The sequence below is a fragment of the Solicola agrisoli genome, from assembly GCF_049059935.1.
In the GTDB taxonomy this organism is placed as follows: Bacteria; Actinomycetota; Actinomycetes; order Propionibacteriales; family Nocardioidaceae; genus JAURVT01.
This window is the reverse complement of the sequence record NZ_JBMGQR010000057.1, coordinates 1-20855: the sequence shown is the minus strand read 5'-3', so window position 1 is coordinate 20855 and position 20855 is coordinate 1. Positions and strand designations below refer to the sequence as shown.

The 20855-nt window shown below is 71.2% G+C and carries 17 protein-coding genes; 6 read left to right on the top strand and 11 right to left on the bottom strand.

Annotation, left to right across the window (positions count from 1 at the left end; genetic code table 11):
• Positions 1-8: 8 nt before the first annotated feature.
• The 3 genes from fabG to ACI6PP_RS17110 are packed head-to-tail and all read right to left on the bottom strand — an operon-like array spanning position 9 to position 3150.
• Positions 9-758 carry a 3-oxoacyl-ACP reductase FabG gene (gene fabG / locus ACI6PP_RS17120; protein WP_421112829.1) on the bottom strand — a complete coding sequence of 250 codons (750 nt, stop codon included), beginning with the start codon at positions 756-758 and terminating at the stop codon, positions 9-11.
• A complete protein-coding gene (locus ACI6PP_RS17115) occupies positions 755-1978 on the bottom strand; it encodes a CaiB/BaiF CoA transferase family protein (RefSeq protein WP_421112828.1) in 1224 nt (407 codons plus the stop codon). Before ACI6PP_RS17115 ends, fabG begins: the two co-directional genes overlap by 4 nt.
• Positions 1975-3150 (bottom strand): acyl-CoA dehydrogenase family protein, encoded by a 1176-nt coding sequence (locus ACI6PP_RS17110; RefSeq protein WP_421112827.1) that lies wholly within the window; start codon positions 3148-3150, stop codon positions 1975-1977. Before ACI6PP_RS17110 ends, ACI6PP_RS17115 begins: the two co-directional genes overlap by 4 nt.
• A gap of 91 nt (positions 3151-3241) precedes the next feature.
• On the opposite strand from ACI6PP_RS17110, the gene ACI6PP_RS17105 reads away from it, so the two are divergent.
• Positions 3242-4147: a LysR substrate-binding domain-containing protein gene (locus tag ACI6PP_RS17105; protein WP_421112826.1), complete on the top strand. Its 906-nt coding sequence runs from the start codon at positions 3242-3244 to the stop codon at positions 4145-4147.
• A 10-nt stretch (positions 4148-4157) separates the two neighbouring features.
• Here the strand turns inward: ACI6PP_RS17105 and ACI6PP_RS17100 are convergent, their stop codons facing one another.
• Entirely contained in the window at positions 4158-5876 is a 1719-nt protein-coding gene (locus ACI6PP_RS17100) for a sigma-54-dependent Fis family transcriptional regulator (RefSeq protein ID WP_421112825.1), read from the bottom strand.
• A 216-nt stretch (positions 5877-6092) separates the two neighbouring features.
• Between ACI6PP_RS17100 and ACI6PP_RS17095 the strand changes: the two genes are divergently transcribed.
• From ACI6PP_RS17095 to ACI6PP_RS17075, 5 genes are all read left to right on the top strand, one after another.
• A complete protein-coding gene (locus ACI6PP_RS17095; protein WP_421112824.1) occupies positions 6093-7724 on the top strand; it encodes a flavin-containing monooxygenase in 1632 nt (543 codons plus the stop codon).
• Between the two features lie 72 nt (positions 7725-7796).
• Positions 7797-9167: an NAD-dependent succinate-semialdehyde dehydrogenase gene (locus tag ACI6PP_RS17090; RefSeq protein ID WP_421112823.1), complete on the top strand. Its 1371-nt coding sequence runs from the start codon at positions 7797-7799 to the stop codon at positions 9165-9167.
• A 43-nt stretch (positions 9168-9210) separates the two neighbouring features.
• Positions 9211-10260: a 2,3-butanediol dehydrogenase gene (locus ACI6PP_RS17085; protein WP_421112822.1), complete on the top strand. Its 1050-nt coding sequence runs from the start codon at positions 9211-9213 to the stop codon at positions 10258-10260.
• Positions 10261-10467: 207 nt separating this feature from the next.
• Complete coding sequence (locus ACI6PP_RS17080; protein WP_421112821.1) at positions 10468-11919, top strand: aldehyde dehydrogenase family protein; 1452 nt, start codon at positions 10468-10470, stop codon at positions 11917-11919.
• 97 nt (positions 11920-12016) lie between these two features.
• The gene (locus tag ACI6PP_RS17075; RefSeq protein ID WP_421112820.1) at positions 12017-13120 is read left to right on the top strand and encodes an NAD(P)-dependent alcohol dehydrogenase; all 1104 of its coding nucleotides are present in this window, start codon (positions 12017-12019) and stop codon (positions 13118-13120) included.
• A 60-nt stretch (positions 13121-13180) separates the two neighbouring features.
• Here ACI6PP_RS17075 and ACI6PP_RS17070 read toward each other — a convergent pair whose 3' ends face one another.
• From ACI6PP_RS17070 to ACI6PP_RS17040, 7 genes are all read right to left on the bottom strand, one after another.
• Positions 13181-14071 carry a PaaX family transcriptional regulator gene (locus tag ACI6PP_RS17070; RefSeq protein ID WP_421112819.1) on the bottom strand — a complete coding sequence of 297 codons (891 nt, stop codon included), beginning with the start codon at positions 14069-14071 and terminating at the stop codon, positions 13181-13183.
• Positions 14062-14790: a maleylpyruvate isomerase family mycothiol-dependent enzyme gene (locus tag ACI6PP_RS17065; protein WP_421112818.1), complete on the bottom strand. Its 729-nt coding sequence runs from the start codon at positions 14788-14790 to the stop codon at positions 14062-14064. The genes ACI6PP_RS17070 and ACI6PP_RS17065 overlap by 10 nt, the downstream gene beginning before the upstream one ends.
• A 3-nt stretch (positions 14791-14793) precedes the next feature.
• On the bottom strand, positions 14794-15621 hold the full coding sequence (locus ACI6PP_RS17060; RefSeq protein WP_421112817.1) for a fumarylacetoacetate hydrolase family protein: 828 nt from the start codon (positions 15619-15621) through the stop codon (positions 14794-14796).
• Complete coding sequence (locus tag ACI6PP_RS17055; protein ID WP_421112816.1) at positions 15618-16706, bottom strand: cupin domain-containing protein; 1089 nt, start codon at positions 16704-16706, stop codon at positions 15618-15620. Before ACI6PP_RS17055 ends, ACI6PP_RS17060 begins: the two co-directional genes overlap by 4 nt.
• Positions 16703-18385, bottom strand: a complete 1683-nt coding sequence (locus tag ACI6PP_RS17050) for a (2,3-dihydroxybenzoyl)adenylate synthase (protein WP_421112815.1) — start codon at positions 18383-18385, stop codon at positions 16703-16705. The genes ACI6PP_RS17055 and ACI6PP_RS17050 overlap by 4 nt, the downstream gene beginning before the upstream one ends.
• 5 nt (positions 18386-18390) lie before the next feature.
• Positions 18391-20457: an acetate--CoA ligase family protein gene (locus ACI6PP_RS17045; protein ID WP_421112814.1), complete on the bottom strand. Its 2067-nt coding sequence runs from the start codon at positions 20455-20457 to the stop codon at positions 18391-18393.
• On the bottom strand, positions 20454-20855 hold a 402-nt coding region (locus ACI6PP_RS17040), incomplete at its 5' end, for a hypothetical protein (RefSeq protein WP_421112813.1). The genes ACI6PP_RS17045 and ACI6PP_RS17040, both read right to left, overlap by 4 nt.

Sequence of the window (20855 nt, the reverse complement as noted above, 5' to 3'; positions counted from 1 at the left end):
CCGACGCCTCAAACGTGCCGGCCGCCGGTGACCTCCGCGACGGTCCCGGTCATGTACGACGACAGGTCCGAGGCGTAGAAGAGCGCCACCGCGGCCACCTCGTCGGGTTCTCCGGCGCGGCCCATCGGAATCTCGGCCATCTTCTGGTCCCAGGCCTTCTGCGGCATCGCCTCGGTCATCGCGGTCCGGATTAGACCGGGCTGGATGGCGTTCACCCGAACCGACAGGTGGGCCACCTCCTTGGCGGCCGCCTTGGTCAGTCCGACGATGCCCGCCTTGGCGGCCGAGTAGTTCGTCTGACCGACGAACCCGACCTTGCCGGAGATCGACGACAGGTTGATGATCGAGCCGCCCCCGTGCTCGCGCATGATCCCGGCCGCCTGCCGAGTGCCGTTCCAGCAGCCGCGCAGGTGCACCGTGATGACGTCGTCGAACTGATCCTCGGTCATCTTGCGCATGGTGGCGTCGCGGGTGATGCCGGCGTTGTTGACCATCACGTCGAGCGAGCCGAAGGCGTCGGTAGCTGCCGCGAGCAGGGCACCGACGTCGTCTGAGGACGTGACGTCGCAGCGCACCCCGATGGCCTCGCCGTCGAGCGCGGACGCCGCCTCGGCGGCGGCATCGGCGTCGATGTCGCCGATGACGATCCTCGCGCCGTGGCGGGCGAACACCCGGGCGATGGCCAGGCCGATGCCCTGGGCCGCTCCGGTGACGACAGCGGTGCGTCCGTCCAGCATGGTTCCTCCGTGGTCGTTCATGCGCCGGTCCCGGCCGGGACCGGCGTGCGGTCGGCCTGCCAGGCGGCACCCGAGCCGATGGCGAGGTCGATGTCGTCGGGGCCGAGGCCGGCCTCGGCCAGCAGGGCGCGGGTGTGCTGCCCCAGCGCCGGCACGTCACCCATCGCCGCCTCGACGTCGGCGAAGGTGGCCGGTGGCAGCAGGGCAGGGACGTCGGCGGCGTGCTCGGTCCCCACGCTGCGCCACCTGTTGCGCGAGCGCAGCTGAGGGTGGTCGACGACCTGGTCGAGGGTCTTGACCTGTGCGGCCGGGATACCCACTCGCGCCAACCGGTCGGTCAGGTCGGCGGTGGTCCAGGTCGCGGTGGCCGCGGCGACAGCGGCGTCGCACTCGGAGCGGTGGGCGACCCGCCCGACGTTGGTGGTGAACCTCGGGTCGTCCACCAGCTCGGGTCGCTCGAGCACGTCGGTCACCAGGGCGCGCCAGCCCGAGTCGTTCTGCACGCCGATGAGCACCTGGCCGTCCAGGGTGGGATAGGAGTCGTACGGCGCGATCGACGCGTGGCTGAGTCCCATCCTGGGCGGTGCCGCGCCGGTACTCATCTGGGTGTAGAGCGCGTGTCCCATCCACTCCAGGGTCGACTCGAGCATCGAGACGCTGATGGACGCGCCCTCACCGCTGCGGAACCGGCGCAGGAGCGCGGCCAGCACGGCCTGGGCGGCATACAGGCCCGAGGCGATGTCGGCCGACGGGACACCGGTCTTGACCGGCGTGTCCGCGGTCCCGGTGATCGAGATCAGACCAGCCTCGGCCTGGACGAGCATGTCGTAGGCCTTGTGCTGCTCGAGCGGTCCCCCGACGCCGTAACCGGAGAGGTCGACGACCACCAGCTCGGGGTGCTCGGCGCGGAGCTCGTCGGCGCCGAGACCGAGTCGTGCAGAAGCGCCCGGGGCGAGGTTCTGCACGAACACGTCGGCCTGGTCGACCAGACGGCGCACGACCCGGCGCCCGGCCTGGGACTTGAGGTCGACCGCCAGGGACTCCTTGCCCCGGTTGAGCCAGACGAAGTGGGCGCCGGTGCCGTGGACGACGTGGTCGTACCCCCGGGCGAGGTCCCCGTCGCCGGTGCGCTCGACCTTGATGACGCGGGCCCCGAGGTCGGCGAGGTTGCGGGTGGCCAGGGGGGCCGCGACGGCCTGCTCGACCGCGACGACGGTGACGCCCTCGAGGGGGCGGTTCACGCGAGCCTCTTGCGGGCCGCACGCACCAGACCGCCACCGATGATCAGCCGCTGGATCTCGCTCGTGCCCTCGTAGAGCCTCAGCAGACGGACGTCCCGGTACAGGCGCTCCACCGGCACCTCACGCATGTACCCGGTGCCGCCGTGCACCTGGACGGCCAGGTCCGCGGCCTTGCCGGCCATCTCGGTGCAGTAAAGCTTGGCGGCCGACGGTGCGAGCCGGCGGTCCTCGCCCGAGACGTACAGACGGGCTGCCTCCCGGGCGAGCGCGCGGCCGGCCAGCACACCGGTCTGCTGGTCGGCGAGCATCGCCTGGACGAGCTGGAACTCGCCGATCACCGACCCGCCCTGGGTGGCGGTGCTGGCGTACTCGACTGACTCGTCCAGCGCACGCCGCGCGCACCCGACAGCCAGGCCGGCCATGTGGATGCGGCCGCGGGCCAGGGAGGTCATCGCCGCCCGGTACCCGGCGTCACCGTCACCGACCAGAGCGTCGGCGTCGACATGCACCTGGCTAAAGGTGACGTCGGCGGTGCGTGAGCCCTCCTGTCCCATCTTGGCGTCCTTGACGCCGACCTCGATGCCGTCGGTCGTGGCGGGCACGAGGAAGACGCCGATTCCCTGGCCGGTCTCGGGGGCGGGCTGGATCTTGGCGAAGACCACGAAGAGGCCGGCCTCGGTGGCGTTGGTGATGAAACGCTTGTTGCCCTCGATCACCCAGCCGTCGGCGTCGGCCGTGGCGGTGGTCGCGAGACCGGCGGGGTTGGAGCCGGCGCCCGGCTCTGTGAGGGCGAACGAGGCGACCACGTCTCCCGACGCCAGCTGGGGCAGCCACCGCGACTTCTGCTCGTCGGTGCCGAACCCGACCAGCACCTGCCCGGCGATGCCGTTGTTGGTGCCGAACATCGACCGCAGGGCCAGCGACGTGTACCCCAGCTCCATCGCCACCTCGACGTCCTGCACGAGGTCGAGACCCAGTCCACCCCACTCCTGGGGGATCGCGTAGCCGAACAGCCCCATGTCTGCGGCCTGCTTGCGCAGGTCGGTCGGGATGGAGTCGGTGGTCATGATCTCGAGCTCCCGCGGCATCACCCGGGTGTGCACGAAGTCGGAGATCTGCTTGAGGACGTCCGCGAAGACGTCGTCGGGGACGTCGGGGTTGCCGGTGTACATGGCCCCACTGTCGGCCAGCAATTACGATGCGTCCAATGCTCAATGGGTGACTCAGTGATACCCCGCCGACACGTAATCATGGGAGGAACCGATGGACGTCGCTCAAGCGCGGGCCTTTCTCGCGGTCGCCGAGGAGCTGCACTTCGGGCGCGCTGCCCAACGGCTGCACATCGCGCAGCCGCCTCTCAGTCGCACCATCAACCGGCTCGAGCGCGAGCTGGGCACGCGGCTGTTCGAGCGCAGCACCCGCTCGGTGCGACTCACCTCCGGCGGGGAGGCCCTCGTCGGCCCGGCGCGCGACATCCTCACCGCGGTCCGGCGCGCCGAGACCGCCGTCCGCTCGGCCGACCAGGGCGAGGTAGGTCTCGTGCGGGTCGCATTCGCGGGCGTCTCGACCCACAGGCTCGTCGCCCAGCTGGCACGTGTGATGCGCACAAACCGGCCCGGCGTCCACCTCGAGCTGTCCAGCCAGAACTTCGCGCAGCCGGCGATGAGGCGCCTGCTGCGCGGGGAGACCGACCTGGCGCTCGGCCGGTGGGACGTCCTTCCGGCCGAGATCTCCGCGCGCGTCGTGATGCCGGACGGGCTGGCGCTCGCCGTCCCCGACACGCACCGGTTCGCCGCGGCGCCGGAGGCGGCCATGGCGGACCTGAGCACCGACGGCTTCATTTCGCTGCCCCCGCACGAGGGGTCGGTCCTGCCCGATCGGTTGAGCCGGCTGTCGCGTGAGTGCGGCTTCGTGGCCGACGTCGTGCAGATCGCCCCGGACACCCAGACCGCGCTGGCCCTGGTCGGGGCCGAGGTCGGGGTGCACCTGACCTTGGCCTCCGTGGCCCAGAACGCGACCGATCCGCACGTGGCGTTCGTGCCGCTCCGCGACGCCAGCCCCGACGTCGACCTACGTGTCGCCTACCGGACGGATGACCAGGGACCCGCACTGCGTGCGACGCTCGCCGAGTTGCTGAGCCTCGACGTCTCCCCCGCCGCCTCCCGCTGACCGAGGTCCCTCAGAGCGTGCCCTCGTCGGCGTTGAGGCCCAGCTGGCGCAAACGGCGATAGAGCGTGGTCCGGCCGATGCCGAGCATTGCCGCGGCGTCGGACTTGTTGCCGTGGCAGGCCTCCATCGCGCGCACGATGGCGTCGCGCTCGGCGTTCTCGATCATGGACAGGCCGCGGCGCGGCGGCGCCGACTGAAGGTGTTGGGGCAGGTCCCGGCGCTCGATCACCGGACCGGTGGCGACCTGGGCGAGCGACCGCACGGTGTCGACCAGCTCGGACAGGTTGCCCGGCCACCTCCACTGCACGAAGGCCTGCAACGCCGCCGGGGAGAACGTGAGTCGCCCGTCGGGGTCGACCTGCTCGAGGACGTCCTTGACGAGCGCGGGCACCTGTTCGGGGACATCGGCCAATGCCTGCGTGCGCTCGGCTGTGCCCAGCGAGTCGAGAACCAGTCGAACGCCGGGGCTGCACTGCTGATGCCAGCCGGTGAGGACCAGGGTCCCGCGGTGGGTGTCGGCGGCGGCGGACTTGCGGTGCTGCTCGACGAACCTGCGCAGTGCCGGTGCCGCGTCCTCGGTGAGGTGCTCGACCCGGCGGAGGACCACGCACTGGCCCTGACCGAGGGACTGCTCCATCTCCAGAAGCGGCGGCGTGCTGGTCGAACCGAGCAGGTGCACCACGGGCTCGGACCCACCGGCGACGTCGCGCAGGTGAGCCATCGCCCGGGTGACACGGCCTGACCCAGGCGGGCCCTCGACGACCAGCAGGGCCGATGTCGGGCGCGACAGCTCAGGGACCGCGAGCGACTCGCCGTCACCCTCAAGCCGCTGACGGGGCGACGGCGTCCCCTCGACGTGGAGCACGTAGTGCGCCCGAGCCCCCTCGCTCACGCGACGAGCGACGACGTCGATCCCTGGGCCGTCGAGGTGGACGCGGGCGACGGGCGTGCCCGACCAGTCGTGCACGTTGAACATCTCCCACAACGCGAGGTGGGACGTGACGCTGACGTAGGGCAGGCCGGGGGTGTTGGCCAGAAGCGAGTGCTCGTCCATCACGAGCGTCGGACGCTGGGCGTTCTTGAACCGCATGAACGACATGGCGAGGGCCAGGTCCTGCGGACGGGCCGTCGCCCTCAGTCGCTCCTCGATCTGCTGCCCGATCTCACGGGTCAACGACAGCATCAGAGGGTTGGCGACGTCGAGCGGACCGCCGAGCGAGATCGCACCGATCACGGCGCCGGCCGGGGCGGACACCGGCACGGCCGCGCAGGCCAGGCCGGAGAGCACGTCGTTGTAGTGCTCGCTCCCACGGATGTACACCGGGTGCTGCTCGACCATCGACGTGCCCAGACCGTTGGTGCCGACGGCGTCCTCGGAGTAGTCGAAGCCCTCGGCGGCATGCACCTTGTCCAGGCGGCGACGGACGCCGTGATCGGTGGTGCGGCGGGCGACGATGCTGCCACCACGGTCGCTCAGGAACAACGTCGTGCCGGTGTCGGCGAGGTGGTGCTGCCACCGGTCCATCACCGGGTCGGCCGCCCGGCACAAGATGGTGTCGGTGTCGACGTCCCGGTAGCGCTGCGCGACCGCCGACATCTCGACGCGGTTGCTGATCGAACGCCGCCAGCTGCGCAGGACCAGGTCGGGGACGACACCCGGCGCTTGGACGTCGCCGAGCAGGCCGACGCGAGCCAACTCGTGGCGGGTATCGCGGACCTGGTCGTTCATGGGTCTCCTCGGGTCGGTGGTCCCACTGTGCGTCGTGTGGCCCACACAATCCAATGCAACGTGAGTCCGATATTGAGACCTGTGGGGTATCAACGCCGGTGTCCGAGGCGCAACGGTGTTCCACATCGGCACACGCGACCACGTGGCGCGGGTCACAGGATGGCGAGTGCGTGAAACGCGCCAACACCGCTCGTGTCATCGGAGGAGACCAGCACCATGACCCAGACCGCCTCACCCCAGGTCCGCCACCTCGACGCCCTCGTCGTGGGAGCGGGCTTCGGTGGCATCTACTCGCTCTACAAGCTGCGCAACGAGCTCGGCCTCGACGCCATCGCCATCGACAAGGCCTCGGGAATCGGTGGCACCTGGTTCTGGAACAAGTACCCCGGCGCCCTGTCGGACTCCGAATCGTTCGTCTACCAGTTCTCCTTCGACCGCGAGCTGTTCGAGCAGAACCCCTGGAAGACCAAGTTCGTCACGCAGCCCGAGATCCTGGAGTACCTGAACAGCGTCGTCGACCGCTACGACCTCCGCGACCGCTTCGAGCTCGAGACCGGGATGACCTCGGCGGACTTCGACGAGTCGCAGGGGACGTGGACGGTACAGACCGACCGGGGCGTCACCTACGTCTGCCGGTTCCTCATCACCGGCCTCGGTCTGCTGTCGGCGACCAACATTCCCGACTTCCCCGGCATCGACTCCTTCCAGGGCCGGCTGGTGCACACCGGCGCCTGGCCCGAGGACCTCGACTTCGCGGGCAAGAAGGTCGGCGTCATCGGCAACGGCTCCACCGGTGGCCAGGTCATCACCGCGATGGCGCCGCTCGTGGGACACCTCACCTCGTTCCAGCGGACTCCGCAGTACAGCGTCCCGGCAGGCAACCGCGAGCTCACCCCCGAGGAGCTCCAGGCGCAGAAGGACAACTTCGGGGCCAACTGGGACCAGGTGTGGAACTCTGGGCTCGCGATGGGCTTCGTGGAGAGCACCGCCGAGACCTTCGCGGTCCCGCCCGAGGAGCGCGAGCGTGTCTACCAGGAGGCGTGGGACGAGGGTGGCGGCTTCCGCTACATGTTCGAGACGTTCGGCGACATCGCCACGGATCCCGAGGCCAACGAGGCGGCCGCGGCGTTCATCCGCAAGAAGATCGCCGAGATCGTCAAGGACCCCGAGACCGCCCGCAAGCTGACCCCCACCGACCTCTACGCCCGACGCCCCCTCTGTGACTCCGGCCTGTACGAGACGTTCAACCGCGACAACGTCTCGCTGGTCGCGCTGTCGGAGAACCCGATCGAGCGGCTCACCGAGAACGGCATCGTCACCGCCGACGGCGAGCTTCACGAGCTCGACGTCCTGGTCCTGGCCACCGGCTTCGACGCCGTCGACGGCAACTACAAGCGGTCCGACATCCGCGGCCGCAACGGCGAGCTGCTCAAGGACCACTGGGCCGACGGCCCCACCAGCTACCTGGGGATGACCACCGCAGGCTTCCCGAACATGTTCATGATCCTCGGCCCCAACGGCCCGTTCACGAACCTGCCGCCGTCGATCGAGACCCAGGTCGAGTGGATCAGCGACACCGTCAAGCACCTGGCCGCCACCGACCATGCGTGGCTGGACGTCAAGCCCGAGGTCGAGACGAAGTGGACCGACGCGTGCGCTGAGATCGCGGACGCCACCTTGTTCCCCAAGGCGGCCTCGTGGATCTTCGGCGCCAACATCCCAGGCAAGAAGCGCACGGTGATGTTCTACCTGGGCGGGCTCAAGGAGTACCGCTCGCTGATCGGCCAGGAGGCGGCCCAGGGCTACCCCAGCTTCACCTCGCACACCGAAGCGCTGACACCGGCCTGAGCCCAGGGCGAGCCGCCGCCCGTCGGGCGGCGGCTCGCCGCGTTACGTCATCCCCCACACCCGAGGACGACCATGAGCACCTTCGCGACCATCGACCCCACCACCGGAGCGGTGGTGCGGGAGTTCGCCCCGCTGTCCGACGCCGCCGTGACGCAGGCGCTCGAGGAATCCGCCTCGGCCTACCGCGGCTGGCACGCCGCGGACGTCCGCGAGCGGACCACGGTGCTCCAGAAGATCGCGGACCTGTACCGCGAACGCGCTGACGAGCTCGCGTCGCTGATGACCCTGGAGATGGGCAAGCCGATCGCCCAGGCCAGGGGCGAGGTCGAGCTCGCCGCATCGATCTACGAGTACTACGCCACCCACGCCGGCCAGCTGCTGGCCGACGAGGAGCTCGACATCGCCGCCGGCGGACGGGCCCTGGTCCGCACCGCGCCCATCGGCCCCCTCCTCGGGATCATGCCCTGGAACTTCCCGTACTACCAGGCGGCCCGTTTCGTCGCGCCGAACCTGCTGCTCGGCAACACCATCCTGCTCAAGCACGCCCCCAGCTGCCCGCAGCAGGCCCTGCAGATCGCCGAGATCATCGACGCCGCGGGCGCACCGGCCGGCGTCTACCAGAACGTGTTCGTGTCCAGCGAGCAGGTCGCCGACATCATCGCCAGCCCACACCTTCAGGGTGTCTCGCTCACTGGCTCGGAGCGCGCCGGCAGCGCGGTCGGGGCCCTGGCCGGCAAGCACCTGAAGAAGTGCGTGCTCGAGCTCGGCGGCTCCGACCCACTTCTGGTCCTCCCCGACGCCGACCTCGACCAGGCCGTGTCGGCCGCCGTCACCGGCCGGTTCGGCAACGCCGGCCAGGTCTGCACGTCCTCCAAGCGGCTCATCGTCACCGAGCCGGTATGGCAGCAGTTCGTCGACGGGTTCCTCGCCAAGGCCCGCGACTGGACGCTCGGCGACCCGACGGACCCCCAGACGCGTCTCGGTCCGATGGCATCGGCCCAGGCGCGAGCCGACCTCGCCGAGCAGGTCGAGGACGCCAAGGCCAAGGGCGCGACGGTGCACCTCGGCGGTGAGGTGCCTGACGGCGAGGGCGCCTGGTATCCCGCCACCGTGCTGTCCGGCGTCACCCCCGAGATGCGCGCCTACCGAGAGGAGCTCTTCGGCCCCGTCGCCGTGCTCTATCGCGTCGGTGACGTGGACGACGCCGTGGAGCTGGCCAACGACTCGTCGTACGGCCTGGGGGGCGCGGTGTTTTCGCAGGACGTCGAGCAGGCCGCCCAGGTCGCGGACCGGCTCGAGACCGGCATGGTCGGGGTCAACACCACCATCAAGAGCGCACCCGACATGCCGTTCGGCGGCGTCAAGAACTCAGGCGTCGGGCGAGAGCTCGGCCGGTTCGGCGTCGACGAGTTCGCCAACAAGAAGCTCATCCGCACCCTCTGACGACACCAGGACGCCAACGAACACACCGACACAGGGAGAGACCATGCGCGCAGGCATGTACTACGGCAACGGCAAGCTGCAGATCGACGACATCCCCGAGCCCACCCCCTCGCAGGGCCAGGTGAAGGTCGAGGTCAGCCGCAACGGCATCTGCGGCACCGACCTGCACGAGTACTACGACGGCCCGATCTTCATCCCGCCCAGCGACCCCCACCCCCTGACCGGCCGCGCCATGCCCCTGGTGATGGGACACGAGTTCTCCGGCACCGTCACCGACGTCGGCGCGGGCGTCACCGACGTCGCCGAGGGCGACCGCGTGACCATCGAACCGGTCTACCGCTGCGGCGAGTGCCGACCTTGCCGAGACGGCCGCTACAACCTCTGCAACGTCGTGGGCTTCCATGGCCTGATGACCGACGGCGGCATGGCCGAGTACACCGTCGTCCCCCGCAACCAGGTGCACCACCTCCCCGACAGCGTCGAGCTCGAGATGGGTGCGCTGGTCGAGCCCATGTCGGTCGCGTACCACGCTGCCAAGCTGGCCGACGTCACCGACCAGAGCCGCGCCCTGGTCTACGGCGCGGGACCCATCGGCATCGGGCTGTGGTTCGCGCTGCGCGGGCTCGGCCTCACCGAGATCGATGTTGTCGAGCCCTCGGAGACCCGGCGCCGCTCGATCGAGGCGCTCGGTGCCCGCACCCTCGACCCCACCTCCGAGGACGTCCCCGCCCTCATCGCCGACCGCACGAACGGCGACGGCGTCGACGCTGCGTTCGACGCGGCCGGCGTGACACCGGCCATCGAGTCGGCACTGGACTGCATCGGTGAGCGCCGCACGCTCGTCAGCGTCGCGATCTACGACAAGCCGTTGCCGACACCCCTGATCAACCTGGTCCTCCGCGAGCGCCGCATCCAGGGCACGATCTGCTACACCGCCGACGACTACCGCGCCGTCATCGACCTGATGGCCCAAGGGCATTACGACACGACCGGTTGGGTCGACACGATCGCCCTGAGCGACGTCGTCGACGCCGGATTCGAGGAGCTGCGGGCCGGCCGCAAGATGAAGCTGCTGGTCGACCCGTCGCGCTGAAGACGCCTCCCGGTGACGGCACGCGCGGCCGTCCCCGGGCGTCCATTGGCGGGGCCGGAAGATTTTCGAAACACATCTGGGCTTACCGTCTACGAACTGTTACATTGAGGTCCGCGTCACACCCGCGCCTCCTTGCCCGGCACCGACGCGGCTTGGCCCCGCCAGGACCTCCTGCCAGCTCGCCACCACTCGAAGCCGAGGGAACACATGACCGTCACCGACTCCTTCACCCCGCCCGCCGTCGACCACCTCACCGGTGGAGCGGCCAGCAGCAACTTCCGCGACCACGTCGACCCGGGCCGACTCGACACCGTGGCCTCGCGTGTCGCGACCGGCACCGCCGCCGACGTCGACCGCGCCGTCCAGCGAGCCCACCAGGCGTTCCTGTCCTGGCGCAGCACGCCGGTCAGCGAGCGCGTCGCGGTCATCATGAAGGCCGCCGACATCGTGCAGGGCAGCGCCGAGGAGCTCGCACCGCTGCTGGTGCGCGAGCACGGCGGCGTCCTGTGGGAGGCGACCACCGACTTCATGCTCGGCACCGGGGTGCTTCAGCACACCGCGAGCCTCGCCGAGTCCTTCTTCGAAGCCGTCCAGCACGACGACGAGACCAGCTTCATCAGCATCGAGAAGGTGCCGCGCGGCGTCGTCGGTGCCATCGTGCCGTGGAACATGCCGGTCGTCCTGACCATGATGAAGCTGGCTCCGGCGCTGGCCACGGGCAACACCATCGTGCTCAAGCCGTCGCCGTTCGCGCCCGCCGCGCTCACGATGCTGCTCGAGCGGATGAGCGCCGAGCTGCCCGAGGGCGTCGTCAACGTGGTGCTCGGCGACACCGAGGTGGGCGAGGCGCTGACCTCCCACCCGCTGATCCGCAAGGTGGGCTTCACCGGCGGCACCGCCACCGCTCGTCACGTCATGTCGAGCGCGGCTCAGTCGATCAAGAACGTCACGCTCGAGCTTGGTGGCAACGACGCCGCGGTCGTCCTCGACGACGCCGACCTCGACTCCACGCTCGAGGGCATGCTTCCGGGCATCTTCACCCGCACCGGGCAGATCTGCTTCGCGGTCAAGCGCGTGTACGTCCCGCGCGCCTCCTACGACACGTTCGTGGACGCGCTGTGCGACCGCGTCGGTCAGTACAAGGTGGGCCACGGACTGGACCCCGAGGCCTCTTTTGGCCCGCTGAACAACAAGGCGCAGTTCGACCGCGTCTCCGAGCTGATCGCCGCCGCCAAGGACAGCCCGTCCAAGGTGATCGAGCTCGGTCACAAGCTCGACGCCGACCAGTGGGACAACGGCTACTACGTGCTGCCCCACGTGGTCCGCGACGTCGAGCACGACGCGCTCATCACCTCGTGCGAGCAGTTCGGCCCCATCATCCCGGTCGTCGCCTACGACTCCGAGGAGCAGGCCATCGCCTGGGCGAACGACAGCGAGTACGGCCTGTGCTCGTCGGTGTGGGGCACCGACACCGACCACGCCCTCACCGTGGCCCGCCAGATCGAGGCCGGGAGCACGTTCGTCAACAGCCACTCCTTCGCCTCGCTCGACCTGCGCATGCCCTTCGGCGGCATCAAGCAGAGCGGCATCGGCCGGGAGTTCGGCGCCGCGGGCATGTCGGAGTACGTCGAGGAGCACGCGATCCGCGTCGTCAAGTAGTCACACCCGCACGCACCACAACGCAGACCACAGGCACGTCCTCGGGCGTGCCTGTGGTTTGTCACCACCACCCACCACTCACCCGAGGGAACACACCATGGTCACCATCACCGCCGCAGTCGCCCGCGACCACGGACAACCGCTGAGCATCGAGCAGCTCGAGCTCGACGAGCTGCGCCACGACGAGGTCCGGGTGCGCATGGTCGCGACCGGCGTCTGCCACACCGACGCCATCGTGCGCGACGGCGTCTACCCCACGCCGCTGCCTGCCGTCCTCGGCCACGAGGGCGCCGGGGTCGTCGAGGAGGTCGGCACCCACGTCACCGCCGTCGTCCCCGGCGACCACGTCGTCCTGTCGGCCGCGTACTGCCGGCACTGCTCACAGTGCCGCGCGGGCCGCATGGCCTACTGCGAGAACCTCTTCGCCCAGGACTTCGTAGGCTCCCGCGAGGACGGCAGCACCTCGCTGTCCAAGGACGGGGAGCGCATCTCGTCGCACTTCTTCGGCCAGTCCGCCTTCTCCACCCTCGCGAACGTCAGCGAGTCGAGCATCATCAAGATCGACCCCGAGGTGCCGCTGGAGAAGATGGCGCCGCTCGGCTGCGGCATGCAGACCGGCGCCGGCGCCGTCCTCAACGAGATCAAGCCGGTGCCGGGGTCGACGTTCGCGGTCATCGGTTCCGGGGCCGTGGGCATGGCGGCCGTGATGGCCGCCAAGGTGGCCGGCTGCACCACGATCGTCGCCGTCGACCGCCACCAGTCCCGGCTGGACCTGGCCCTGGAGCTGGGTGCCACCCACGCGGTCAACACCTCCGATGAGGACCTCACCGCCGCGCTGCTGAAGCTCACCGGCGAGGCCGGCGTCGACTCCATCCTGGACACCACCGCCATCCCGTCGCTGCTCGTCGCGGCGGCGAACGCCCTGGCGATCCGCGGCACCCTGGCCCTGGTCGGCGCGGCCGCTCCGGGCACCGAGGCGGCGTTCGAGATCGGCGGCTCGCTGGTGAAGGGCTGGACGTTCAAGACGATCGTGCAGGGCAGCGCAGTGCCCCAGGAGTTCATCCCCCGCCTGGTGGCCCTGTGGAAGCAGGGCAGCTTCCCGTTTGACCGGCTGCAGGAGACCTACGACCACGAGGCGATCAACGACGCGTTCGCCGACTCTGAGTCCGGCAAGGTCATCAAGCCGGTACTGGTCTGGTGACCCTTCCCCGAGTCTCCTGAGAGCCTCGCCGCCGGACGGACGACCGGCCGGCGGCGAGGCTCAGGCCTCCTGTACCTCGCGGCCGAGCACGGCCGCCACGTGCTCGCGGGCGGCAGGGCCGAGACGGTCGTGCGCCGTCGTGAACAGCTCGTGCGCACGCTCACCGGGCCAGTCCGACGGCCGCAGCTCAGGTGGCAGCCGAGGGTCCTGAAACGGGAAATGACGGTAGGTGGTCACCAGGTTCGTCCTGGTGACCAGGGCATCGGCCCCACTCAGGTCGTCGACGTGGCCGAGCAGGTGGCGGCTGTCGTCGTCAAACGCGCGGTACTCCTGGGCCAGGGTGTCCAGATCCCAGCAGCGCCCAGCCAGGTCGCGATCGCGGTCCAGATCACCGGTCCTGCAGGTCATCACGTCGATCTGGGCCGACGGCACCTCGGCCACCACGGACGAGATCTCGTCGCAGCGGTCTCCGGGCGCGAGCCAGGTGGAGGTCGTCAAAGGCCCGAACCCGTGCCAGGCCAACTGTTTGCGCAGGTGCTCGCGGCCCTGCCGCTCGGACTCCGAGACCTGGTAGATCACCATCGTCCAGGTGCCGTCCCATCTGGTCGGTGCGCTGGCGAAGATGCGCTGACGTCCGGTCTCGAGGACGTCGAGCATGGACTCGCTGAGGCGGTAGACGGTCTCGCGGCCCTCGCGGCGGGTCGTGAACCAGCCCTCCCGCCGGAGCCGGGACACCGTGACGCGCACGGTCGCCGGGGCGACACCGAACTCGGCCATGAGGGTGGACAGGTGTCCCAGCCGGACCTCGGCGTCGGTGTAGCGCAGGTAGTCGCCGAAGAGGTCGAGAATCAGCGATCGGGGTCTGGGCGCCACGGCCCACATCATGCCGTCCGCATCCTCGGTCGGCGCGGTCCCCCGCGGGAGCGGCGTCGGGACGACGCTCAGATCCACCGGGGTGCCACGGGGCGCGACTTGTCGCCCGCCCGCGGCACCGACCGCCCGGTGGCCCAGCCCACCACGTCCACGAGCGGTCCGGACACCACCGCCGGCGAGGCCGCGTCGACGTCGCCGAGTCGTCGGCCGCCGTCGGTCTCCACCACCAGTCCGTCGATCTCGCCTCGGCGGGTCCAGGCGCCGACGATGTCGGCGAGCAGCCGTTGCAGCACCGGGGTGGGGACGTCGGCGAGCCGGCCTCCGGCGTCGAGGTCGACCGCGTGCAGCCAGACCTCTCGCGAGCGCATCCAGACGGTCTCGGCGACGGGGACGGTGCGGCCCTGCGCGGTGACGACCTCGAACGCCCACCGGTCGGCCGGCAGGTCGCGCCATCGGACGTCGAGGTCGATCGCCGCGTGCTCGCTGAGGTTGCGCAGCGCCGCCGGGTTGAGCGTCGCACCGAGCTCGATCTCCTCGTTACGGGCGCCCGGGGAGGGGTACATCGGGTTCTCCTCCCCCGACGCCGCCCACTCCACCAGCCGCGCCAGCGCGCGGGCGTTGTAGCCGACGTGGGCGGTGAGGTGCCGCCGCGTCCATCCCGGGAGCAGCGTCGGGCCGTCCAGGGCCGCATCGGTCAGCGAGTCCAGGACACGCCGGTAGTAGGCCGTGCCGAGGCGCACCAGGGCGAGGTCCTCACGGACCTGCGGGTCGGTGGCCTGGTCGACGCGTGCGACCACCGCTCAGCCGACCTTCTCGGTGACGACGCGGTTGCGCAGCTCGCCCAGGCCGTCGACGCCGGTCTCCATGGTCTGGCCGTCGGCGAGGTAGCGCGGGGGCTTGCGGGCGTGGCCGACGCCGCCGGGGGTGCCGGTGAGGATCAGGTCGCCGGGGCGCAGCGTCACCAGCGTCGAGACGTACGAGACCAGCGCGAGCGGTCCGTGGACGAGGTCGCTCGTGACCGACTCCTGGGTGCGCTCGCCGTCGACGGCGGTCCAGATCGCCGGGCCCGGCTCCCACTCGTCGGTGGTGACCAGCGCCGGCCCGATCGGGGTCGAGGCCTCCCACGCCTTGCCCTGCAGCCACTCCTTGGTGCGGTTCTGCCAGGTGCGCATCGAGACGTCGTTGGCGACGGTGTACCCCGCGATCGCGGCGGCGGCACCGGCCTCGTCGACGCGGCGGCACGCCTGTCCCACGACGACGGTTAGCTCGGCTTCCCAGTCGACGGTGTCGTCCTCGGGCGGCAGCACGACGTCGTCGTACGGACCGGTCAGGGTGTCGGTGAACTTGGCGAACAGCGTCGGGTACTCGGGCAGGTCGCGCCCCATCTCGAGGATGTGGGTGCGGTAGTTCAGGCCGACGCAGATGATCTTGCCCGGTGCGGGCACCACGGGCGCGAGGTCGACGTCGGCGTAGGCGTGCTCTCGGCCGGTCGCGGCCTCGGCGACGGCACGCCAGTCGTCGCGCGCCAGCAGGGCGCCGACGTCGGTGGCGTCGATCTCGGTGACGACGTCGCCGTCGAGCCGGCCCGCCCGGTGTCCGTCGGCGGTCCTCAGGGTCACGAGCCTCATGCGGGGTCTTCCTCCACGTAGGTGCGGTCGAGCGCGAGGCGCTCGACGATGGGCTGGTCTCCGAAGCCGAACAGGTCGAGCCCGTCCTCGCTCTGGAGGCTGAACGGTGTCCAGGACGGCACGACGACGAGGTCGCCGCGGGTGACCTGGTAGGTCTGGCCGTCGAGGACGAACGCGCCGCGTCCCTCGAAGACCTGGTAGACGCTGGAGCCGACCTGGCGACGCACGCGCGTCTGGACGCCGGCGGCCAGACGGTGGAACTCGGCACGGATGGTGGGCATCACGTCGCCGCCGGTGGTGGGGTTGACGTAGCGGATGGCGGCGTGGCCCTGCTCGACGGTGGCTGGGAAGCCCTGTGCCTCGAGCTCGAGCTGGTTGGTCAGTGCACGGTCGGTGTGCTCCCAGCGGTAGGCGCCGAGCGGCGAGGAGACCGTGTCGCGCAGACCCGACAGCGGGCGCAGGCCGGGGTTGGCCCAGAGCTGCTCGGACCTCGAGATGTCGGGCGTGGACTCGTCGGTGACGCGGTCCGAGCCGTACTCGAAGAAGGCGGTGTCGGTGTAGTGCACGAAGGGGATGTCGAGGCCGTCGATCCAGGCCATCGGCTGGTCGGTCTCGTTGTGGTGGCCATGGAAGTTCCAGCCCGGCGTCAGCAGGAAGTCGCCGCGACGCATGGCGACCGGGTCGCCGTTGACGACCGTCCAGACGCCCTCGCCCTCGACGACGAAGCGGAACGCGTTCTGGGAGTGCCGGTGCTCCGGGGCCACCTCGTGGCCGCCGAGGTACTGGATGGCGGCCCACAGGGTGGGGGTGGCGTAGGGGCGTCCGCCGAGGCCGGGGTTGGCCAGCGCGATCGCGCGTCGCTCGCCGCCGCGTCCGACGGGCACGAGGTCGCCGGCGCGCTCGGCCAGCGGCAGCAGGGTGTCCCAGCGCCAGACGTGCGGGATGGCTTGCGGGGTGGGCGTCTCGGGCATGAGGCCCTCGCGTTGCGTCCACAGCGGCATCAGGTTCTCGGCCTCGAAGTCGGCGTAGAGCCGGTCGAGATCGGCCTGCTCGGTGTCGGTGGGGCCAGTGGTGGTGTCGGTCATCGTGCCTCCTGTCGGGTGGGGGCGGAGGTGGTCGCCATCCGTCCGCTGATGTCCTCGCGCAGCGCCTTCTTGTCGATCTTGCCCACCTTGGTCATGGGCAGGACCTCGACGACCTCGAGCCGCTCGGGGATCTTGTAAGCCGCGACGCCCGCGTCCTGGAAGCACCGGCGGACGTCGTCGAGCGTGATGGTCGCGCCCGGCTTGGGGACGGCGTAGACGCAGAGCCGCTCCCCCAGCACCGGGTCGGGCATCGACACCGCGGCGGCGATCTCGATGGCCTCGGTGCGGTACAGCAGGCTCTCGACCTCCTCGGCCGAGATCTTCTCCCCGCCGCGGTTGATCATGTCCTTGTCGCGGCCGTGCACGACGAGGTTGCCGTCGGGGTGGCGGACGACGACGTCGCCGCTGCCGTACCAGCCGCCGTCGATGAAGGCGCGGCCGTTGTGCTCGGCGGCGCGGTAGTAGCCGCGCGGCGTGTAGGGGCCGCGGGTGAAGATCGCGCCGGGCTCGCCGTCGGGCAGGTCCTGGCCGAACGGGTCGAGGATGCGGACCTCGTCGGCGGGGCACACGGGCCGCCCCTGGGTGGTGCAGACGACGTCGTCGGGGTCGTCGAGCCGGGTGGTGTTGATCAGGCCCTCGGCCATCCCGAACACCTGCTGCAGCGTGCAGCCGAGCACCGGGCCTACCAGACGCGCGATCTCGTCGGGCATCCTTGAGCCGCCCACCTGGAGCACGCGCAGGCTCTGCAGCTGGGCTCCGCCGACGGTCTGCTGGTGCTCCACCCACCGCTGGGCCACTGCGGGCACGGCGGCGCTGACGGTGACGCCCTCGGACTCGATCGCGGCGAACGCGCGGCCGGGCTCGGGGCTGGGCAGCATGACCACGCGGCCGCCCACGAGGAGCGTGCCGAGGATGCCCGGGCACGCCAGCGGGAAGTTGTGGCTGGCCGGCAGCGTGCCGAGGTAGACGTCGTGCTCGTCGAGCTCGGCCGTGCGCGAGGTCCAGCGCAGGTTGCAGACGTAGTCGTCGTGCGTGCGGGTGATCAGCTTGGGAAGGCCGGTGGTGCCGCCGGAGATCAGGAAGCAGAACGGCGAGCCCGGGTCGGGCTCGACGGCGTCGAGACGTGCACGGGCGGCGGCGGGGTCGTCGGCCGGCGCTAGCAGCAGGTCGAGCCCGAAGGCGTCGTCGCGCGGGTCGCCGTCGACGAGCACGACCTCGAGGTCGGGGAGCTCGACGACGAGGTCGTGTGCGAGCTGCTGGTGGTCGAAGTCTCGGAGAACGTCCGGGACGGCGATGGCTCGGGCCTGTGAGACCTCGGCGAGATGGAGCAGCTCGTGCCGGCGGTGCGCCGGCAGCGCCATCACCGGGACGATGCCCGTGCGGGCGAGTGCGAGGACGAGCACGACGAACTGCCAGCCGTTGGCCAGCTGCACGAGGACGCGGTCGTCGGGCCGCAGCCCGGCGTCGAGGAGTCGGCCGCCGGCGGCGTCGGCCCGTTCGACGAGCTCGGCATAGGTCAGGCGGGCGTCGCCGTCGACGACGGCGACGCGATCGGGGGCGCCGTCGGCGACCTCCCACAGCAGGTCGCCGATCGGGCGTCCCTCCCAGTAGCCCTCACGTCGGTAGCGCTCGGCCACGTCGTCGGGCCACGGGACCGTGCCCAGGCTCGTGTGCTCCACGGTGCTCAGTCCTCTCGGTCGGCGTCGCAACGGGCCACCAGCACGGCGTCGAGGGCGAGGAGCCCGTCGTGCGTGGCCCGCAGGGGGTTGATCTCGACCTCGGCGAGGTCGTCGTGCTCGAGGAGCAGGCCGCCGAGCGCGGCCAGCACGCGGGCCAGCTGGTGGCGATCGACGATGGGGCCGCCGCGGTGGCCGTCGAGCAGGGCGCGGGTCCGCAGGTCGTCCGGGAGCGCGACCAGCTGGCGCGAAGTGGCGGGGACCGAGGCGATGGCGACGTCGGCGAGCACCTCGGTCGCGGTGCCGCCGAGGCCCACCAGCACGACCGGCCCGAAGACCGGGTCCCGTCGCGCGCCGACGACGAGGTCGACGCCGGCGGGAGCCATCTCCTCGACCAGGTATGGGCCGCCGGTGAGGGCGGCGAGCGCGTCGAGCGCGGCGTCGAGGTCGTCGTGGGTACGCACGCCCAGGTGGACGCCGCCGACGTCGCTCTTGTGCAGGATCGCCGCGTCGCAGATCTTCACCGCCACCGGCGCGGTCAACCGGTCGAGGGCGTCGTGCGCGGCTCGACGGTCGGCGCAGACCTCCCGCGGCGGCGTCGGGACGCCGAGCCGTCCGAGCAGGTCCTTGGACACCGCCTCGTCCCACGGGCCGTCCGGGAGGTCGACGTCCGTGACCGGGACGAAGGTGTCGTCGGCTCGGTGGCGGGCGCGGGAATCGTCGACGAGCGCGCCGACGGCGCGGGCCAGCGAGGTGGCGCCGACGACGAGGGGGACGCCCAGCTCGTCGGCGGTGAGGCGGCCGACGGCGACCTCGTCGTGAGGTCCGTCGAGTCCGACGACCGTGCGAACGCTGCCGGTGCGGGCCCGGGCGACGGTAGCGGGCAGGTCGACGACCGGCTCGGTGAGGCCGTAGACGGCCATCAGGTCGATGCCGTCGTCGGCGGCGACCGCCTCGACCACCTCGACGTGGCGGGGGCCGGGTCGACCGGTGTCGACGGGGTTGGACTGGAAGGTGATCGGCGGCAGCAGCTCGCCGAGGCGCGCCTGCGTGCGGTCGGACAGCACCGGCATCGAGACGCCGGCGCCCTGGAGCGCGTCGGCGACGAGCAGACCCGGGCCGGCCTGGCCGGTCACGAGCGCTACGCCGGGGTCGGCCTGCGGCTCCAGTCGGGTCCGGGACAGCGTCGTGACGGCGGTGACCAGCGCGTCCTCGTCGTCGACGACGACTGCGCCGGCCTGGGCCAGCAGCGCGCGGGTGGTGCGCCACGACGTGGCGAGCGCACCGGTGTGCGAGCGGGCGAAGTCGCCCACGTCGTTCTGGCCCACCACCAGCGCGACCACCGGCGTCGTCCGCGTCGCGTGGCGCACGGCCGCGAGCAGGGCGTCTCCGTCGGCGACTGTCTCGACGTGGAGCGCGATGGCGCGGGTCGCGGGGTCGTCGGCGAGGTGCTCGACGACGTCGGTCGACGTGATGTCGAAGCCCGCGCCGATGCCGACCCCGAGGGACAGACCCGAGCCCACGCGCTGGAGGGCGAAGGCGAGGGCGTGGTTGACGCCTCCGCTCGCGGCGACGACGCCGACCGCACCGGGCTGGAGGGTGGCGACACCGGGAACGAAGCTGGCCCGCAGGCCGAGGCCGGGCACGAAGAAGCCCGACGTGTTGGGGCCGAGCACCCGCACACCGGTCTGGCGGGCGGCGTCGGCGAGACGGCGCTGGTGCTCGAGCCCCTCGCCGCCGGCTTCGGCGAATCCGCCGGCGCAGATGAGGGCGGCGCGGATGCCGACGTCGGCAGCCTCGCGGACCACGTCGGCGCAGGCGGCGGCGGGCACGCAGATGACAGCCAGGTCCAGGTTCCCCTCGGCGGCCTTCGCGGCGGCCTCGAGGGTGGGCTGCATGCCGTCGTCGCCGGAGGAGCGGCTGTTGACCAGGGCGACGGGGCGGGAGAAGGCACCCAGTGCGGCCGCCATGACGCCACCGAGCTTGGTGGGCTCGCTGGACGCCCCGACCACGGCGACGCCGGCGGGGTCGAACAGCGGCGCCAGTGCGGAGGGGCGGGTGGCGATCTCGGTCATCGGGTCTCCCCCGGGCTCGCGACGGCGTCGGCCCGCCCGGCGAGCAGGACGGTCTCGGCGGCGGCGTCGTCGAGGTCGTCTACTAGGACGGCGACGAGTCCGCGCCGCAGCCGCGCCTCCTCGCACAGGAGCACCCGGGTCAGCGAGGTACCGCCGTGGACGGCCACGAGCCCAGACGCAGGCAGTGCCTCGGCCGCGGCGGCCAGCCCGTCCTCGTCCGGCGGCGCAGAGACCAGCGGCCCACCGACGTCATCGAGCTCGACCCGCCGTCGCTCGAACCGGTGGCCGTCGACCTTCAGAGGCGTGGCGAGCGGTGGCGCGCCGTGCTCGGCGGCCCAGACGTCGCGGACGGCGGCGACGAGGTCGGGGTCGCGCTCGGCGATCTTCTCGACGTCGAT

Coding starts and splice junctions, on each gene's coding strand:
- ACI6PP_RS17060 (WP_421112817.1), bottom strand. CDS start 15,621: ATGAGGCTCGTGACCCTGAGGACCGCCGACGGACACCGGGCGGGCCGG.
- ACI6PP_RS17095 (WP_421112824.1), top strand. CDS start 6,093: ATGACCCAGACCGCCTCACCCCAGGTCCGCCACCTCGACGCCCTCGTC.
- ACI6PP_RS17105 (WP_421112826.1), top strand. CDS start 3,242: ATGGACGTCGCTCAAGCGCGGGCCTTTCTCGCGGTCGCCGAGGAGCTG.
- ACI6PP_RS17090 (WP_421112823.1), top strand. CDS start 7,797: ATGAGCACCTTCGCGACCATCGACCCCACCACCGGAGCGGTGGTGCGG.
- ACI6PP_RS17080 (WP_421112821.1), top strand. CDS start 10,468: ATGACCGTCACCGACTCCTTCACCCCGCCCGCCGTCGACCACCTCACC.
- ACI6PP_RS17075 (WP_421112820.1), top strand. CDS start 12,017: ATGGTCACCATCACCGCCGCAGTCGCCCGCGACCACGGACAACCGCTG.
- ACI6PP_RS17110 (WP_421112827.1), bottom strand. CDS start 3,150: ATGTACACCGGCAACCCCGACGTCCCCGACGACGTCTTCGCGGACGTC.
- fabG (WP_421112829.1), bottom strand. CDS start 758: ATGAACGACCACGGAGGAACCATGCTGGACGGACGCACCGCTGTCGTC.
- ACI6PP_RS17085 (WP_421112822.1), top strand. CDS start 9,211: ATGCGCGCAGGCATGTACTACGGCAACGGCAAGCTGCAGATCGACGAC.
- ACI6PP_RS17100 (WP_421112825.1), bottom strand. CDS start 5,876: ATGAACGACCAGGTCCGCGATACCCGCCACGAGTTGGCTCGCGTCGGC.
- ACI6PP_RS17045 (WP_421112814.1), bottom strand. CDS start 20,457: ATGACCGAGATCGCCACCCGCCCCTCCGCACTGGCGCCGCTGTTCGAC.
- ACI6PP_RS17055 (WP_421112816.1), bottom strand. CDS start 16,706: ATGACCGACACCACCACTGGCCCCACCGACACCGAGCAGGCCGATCTC.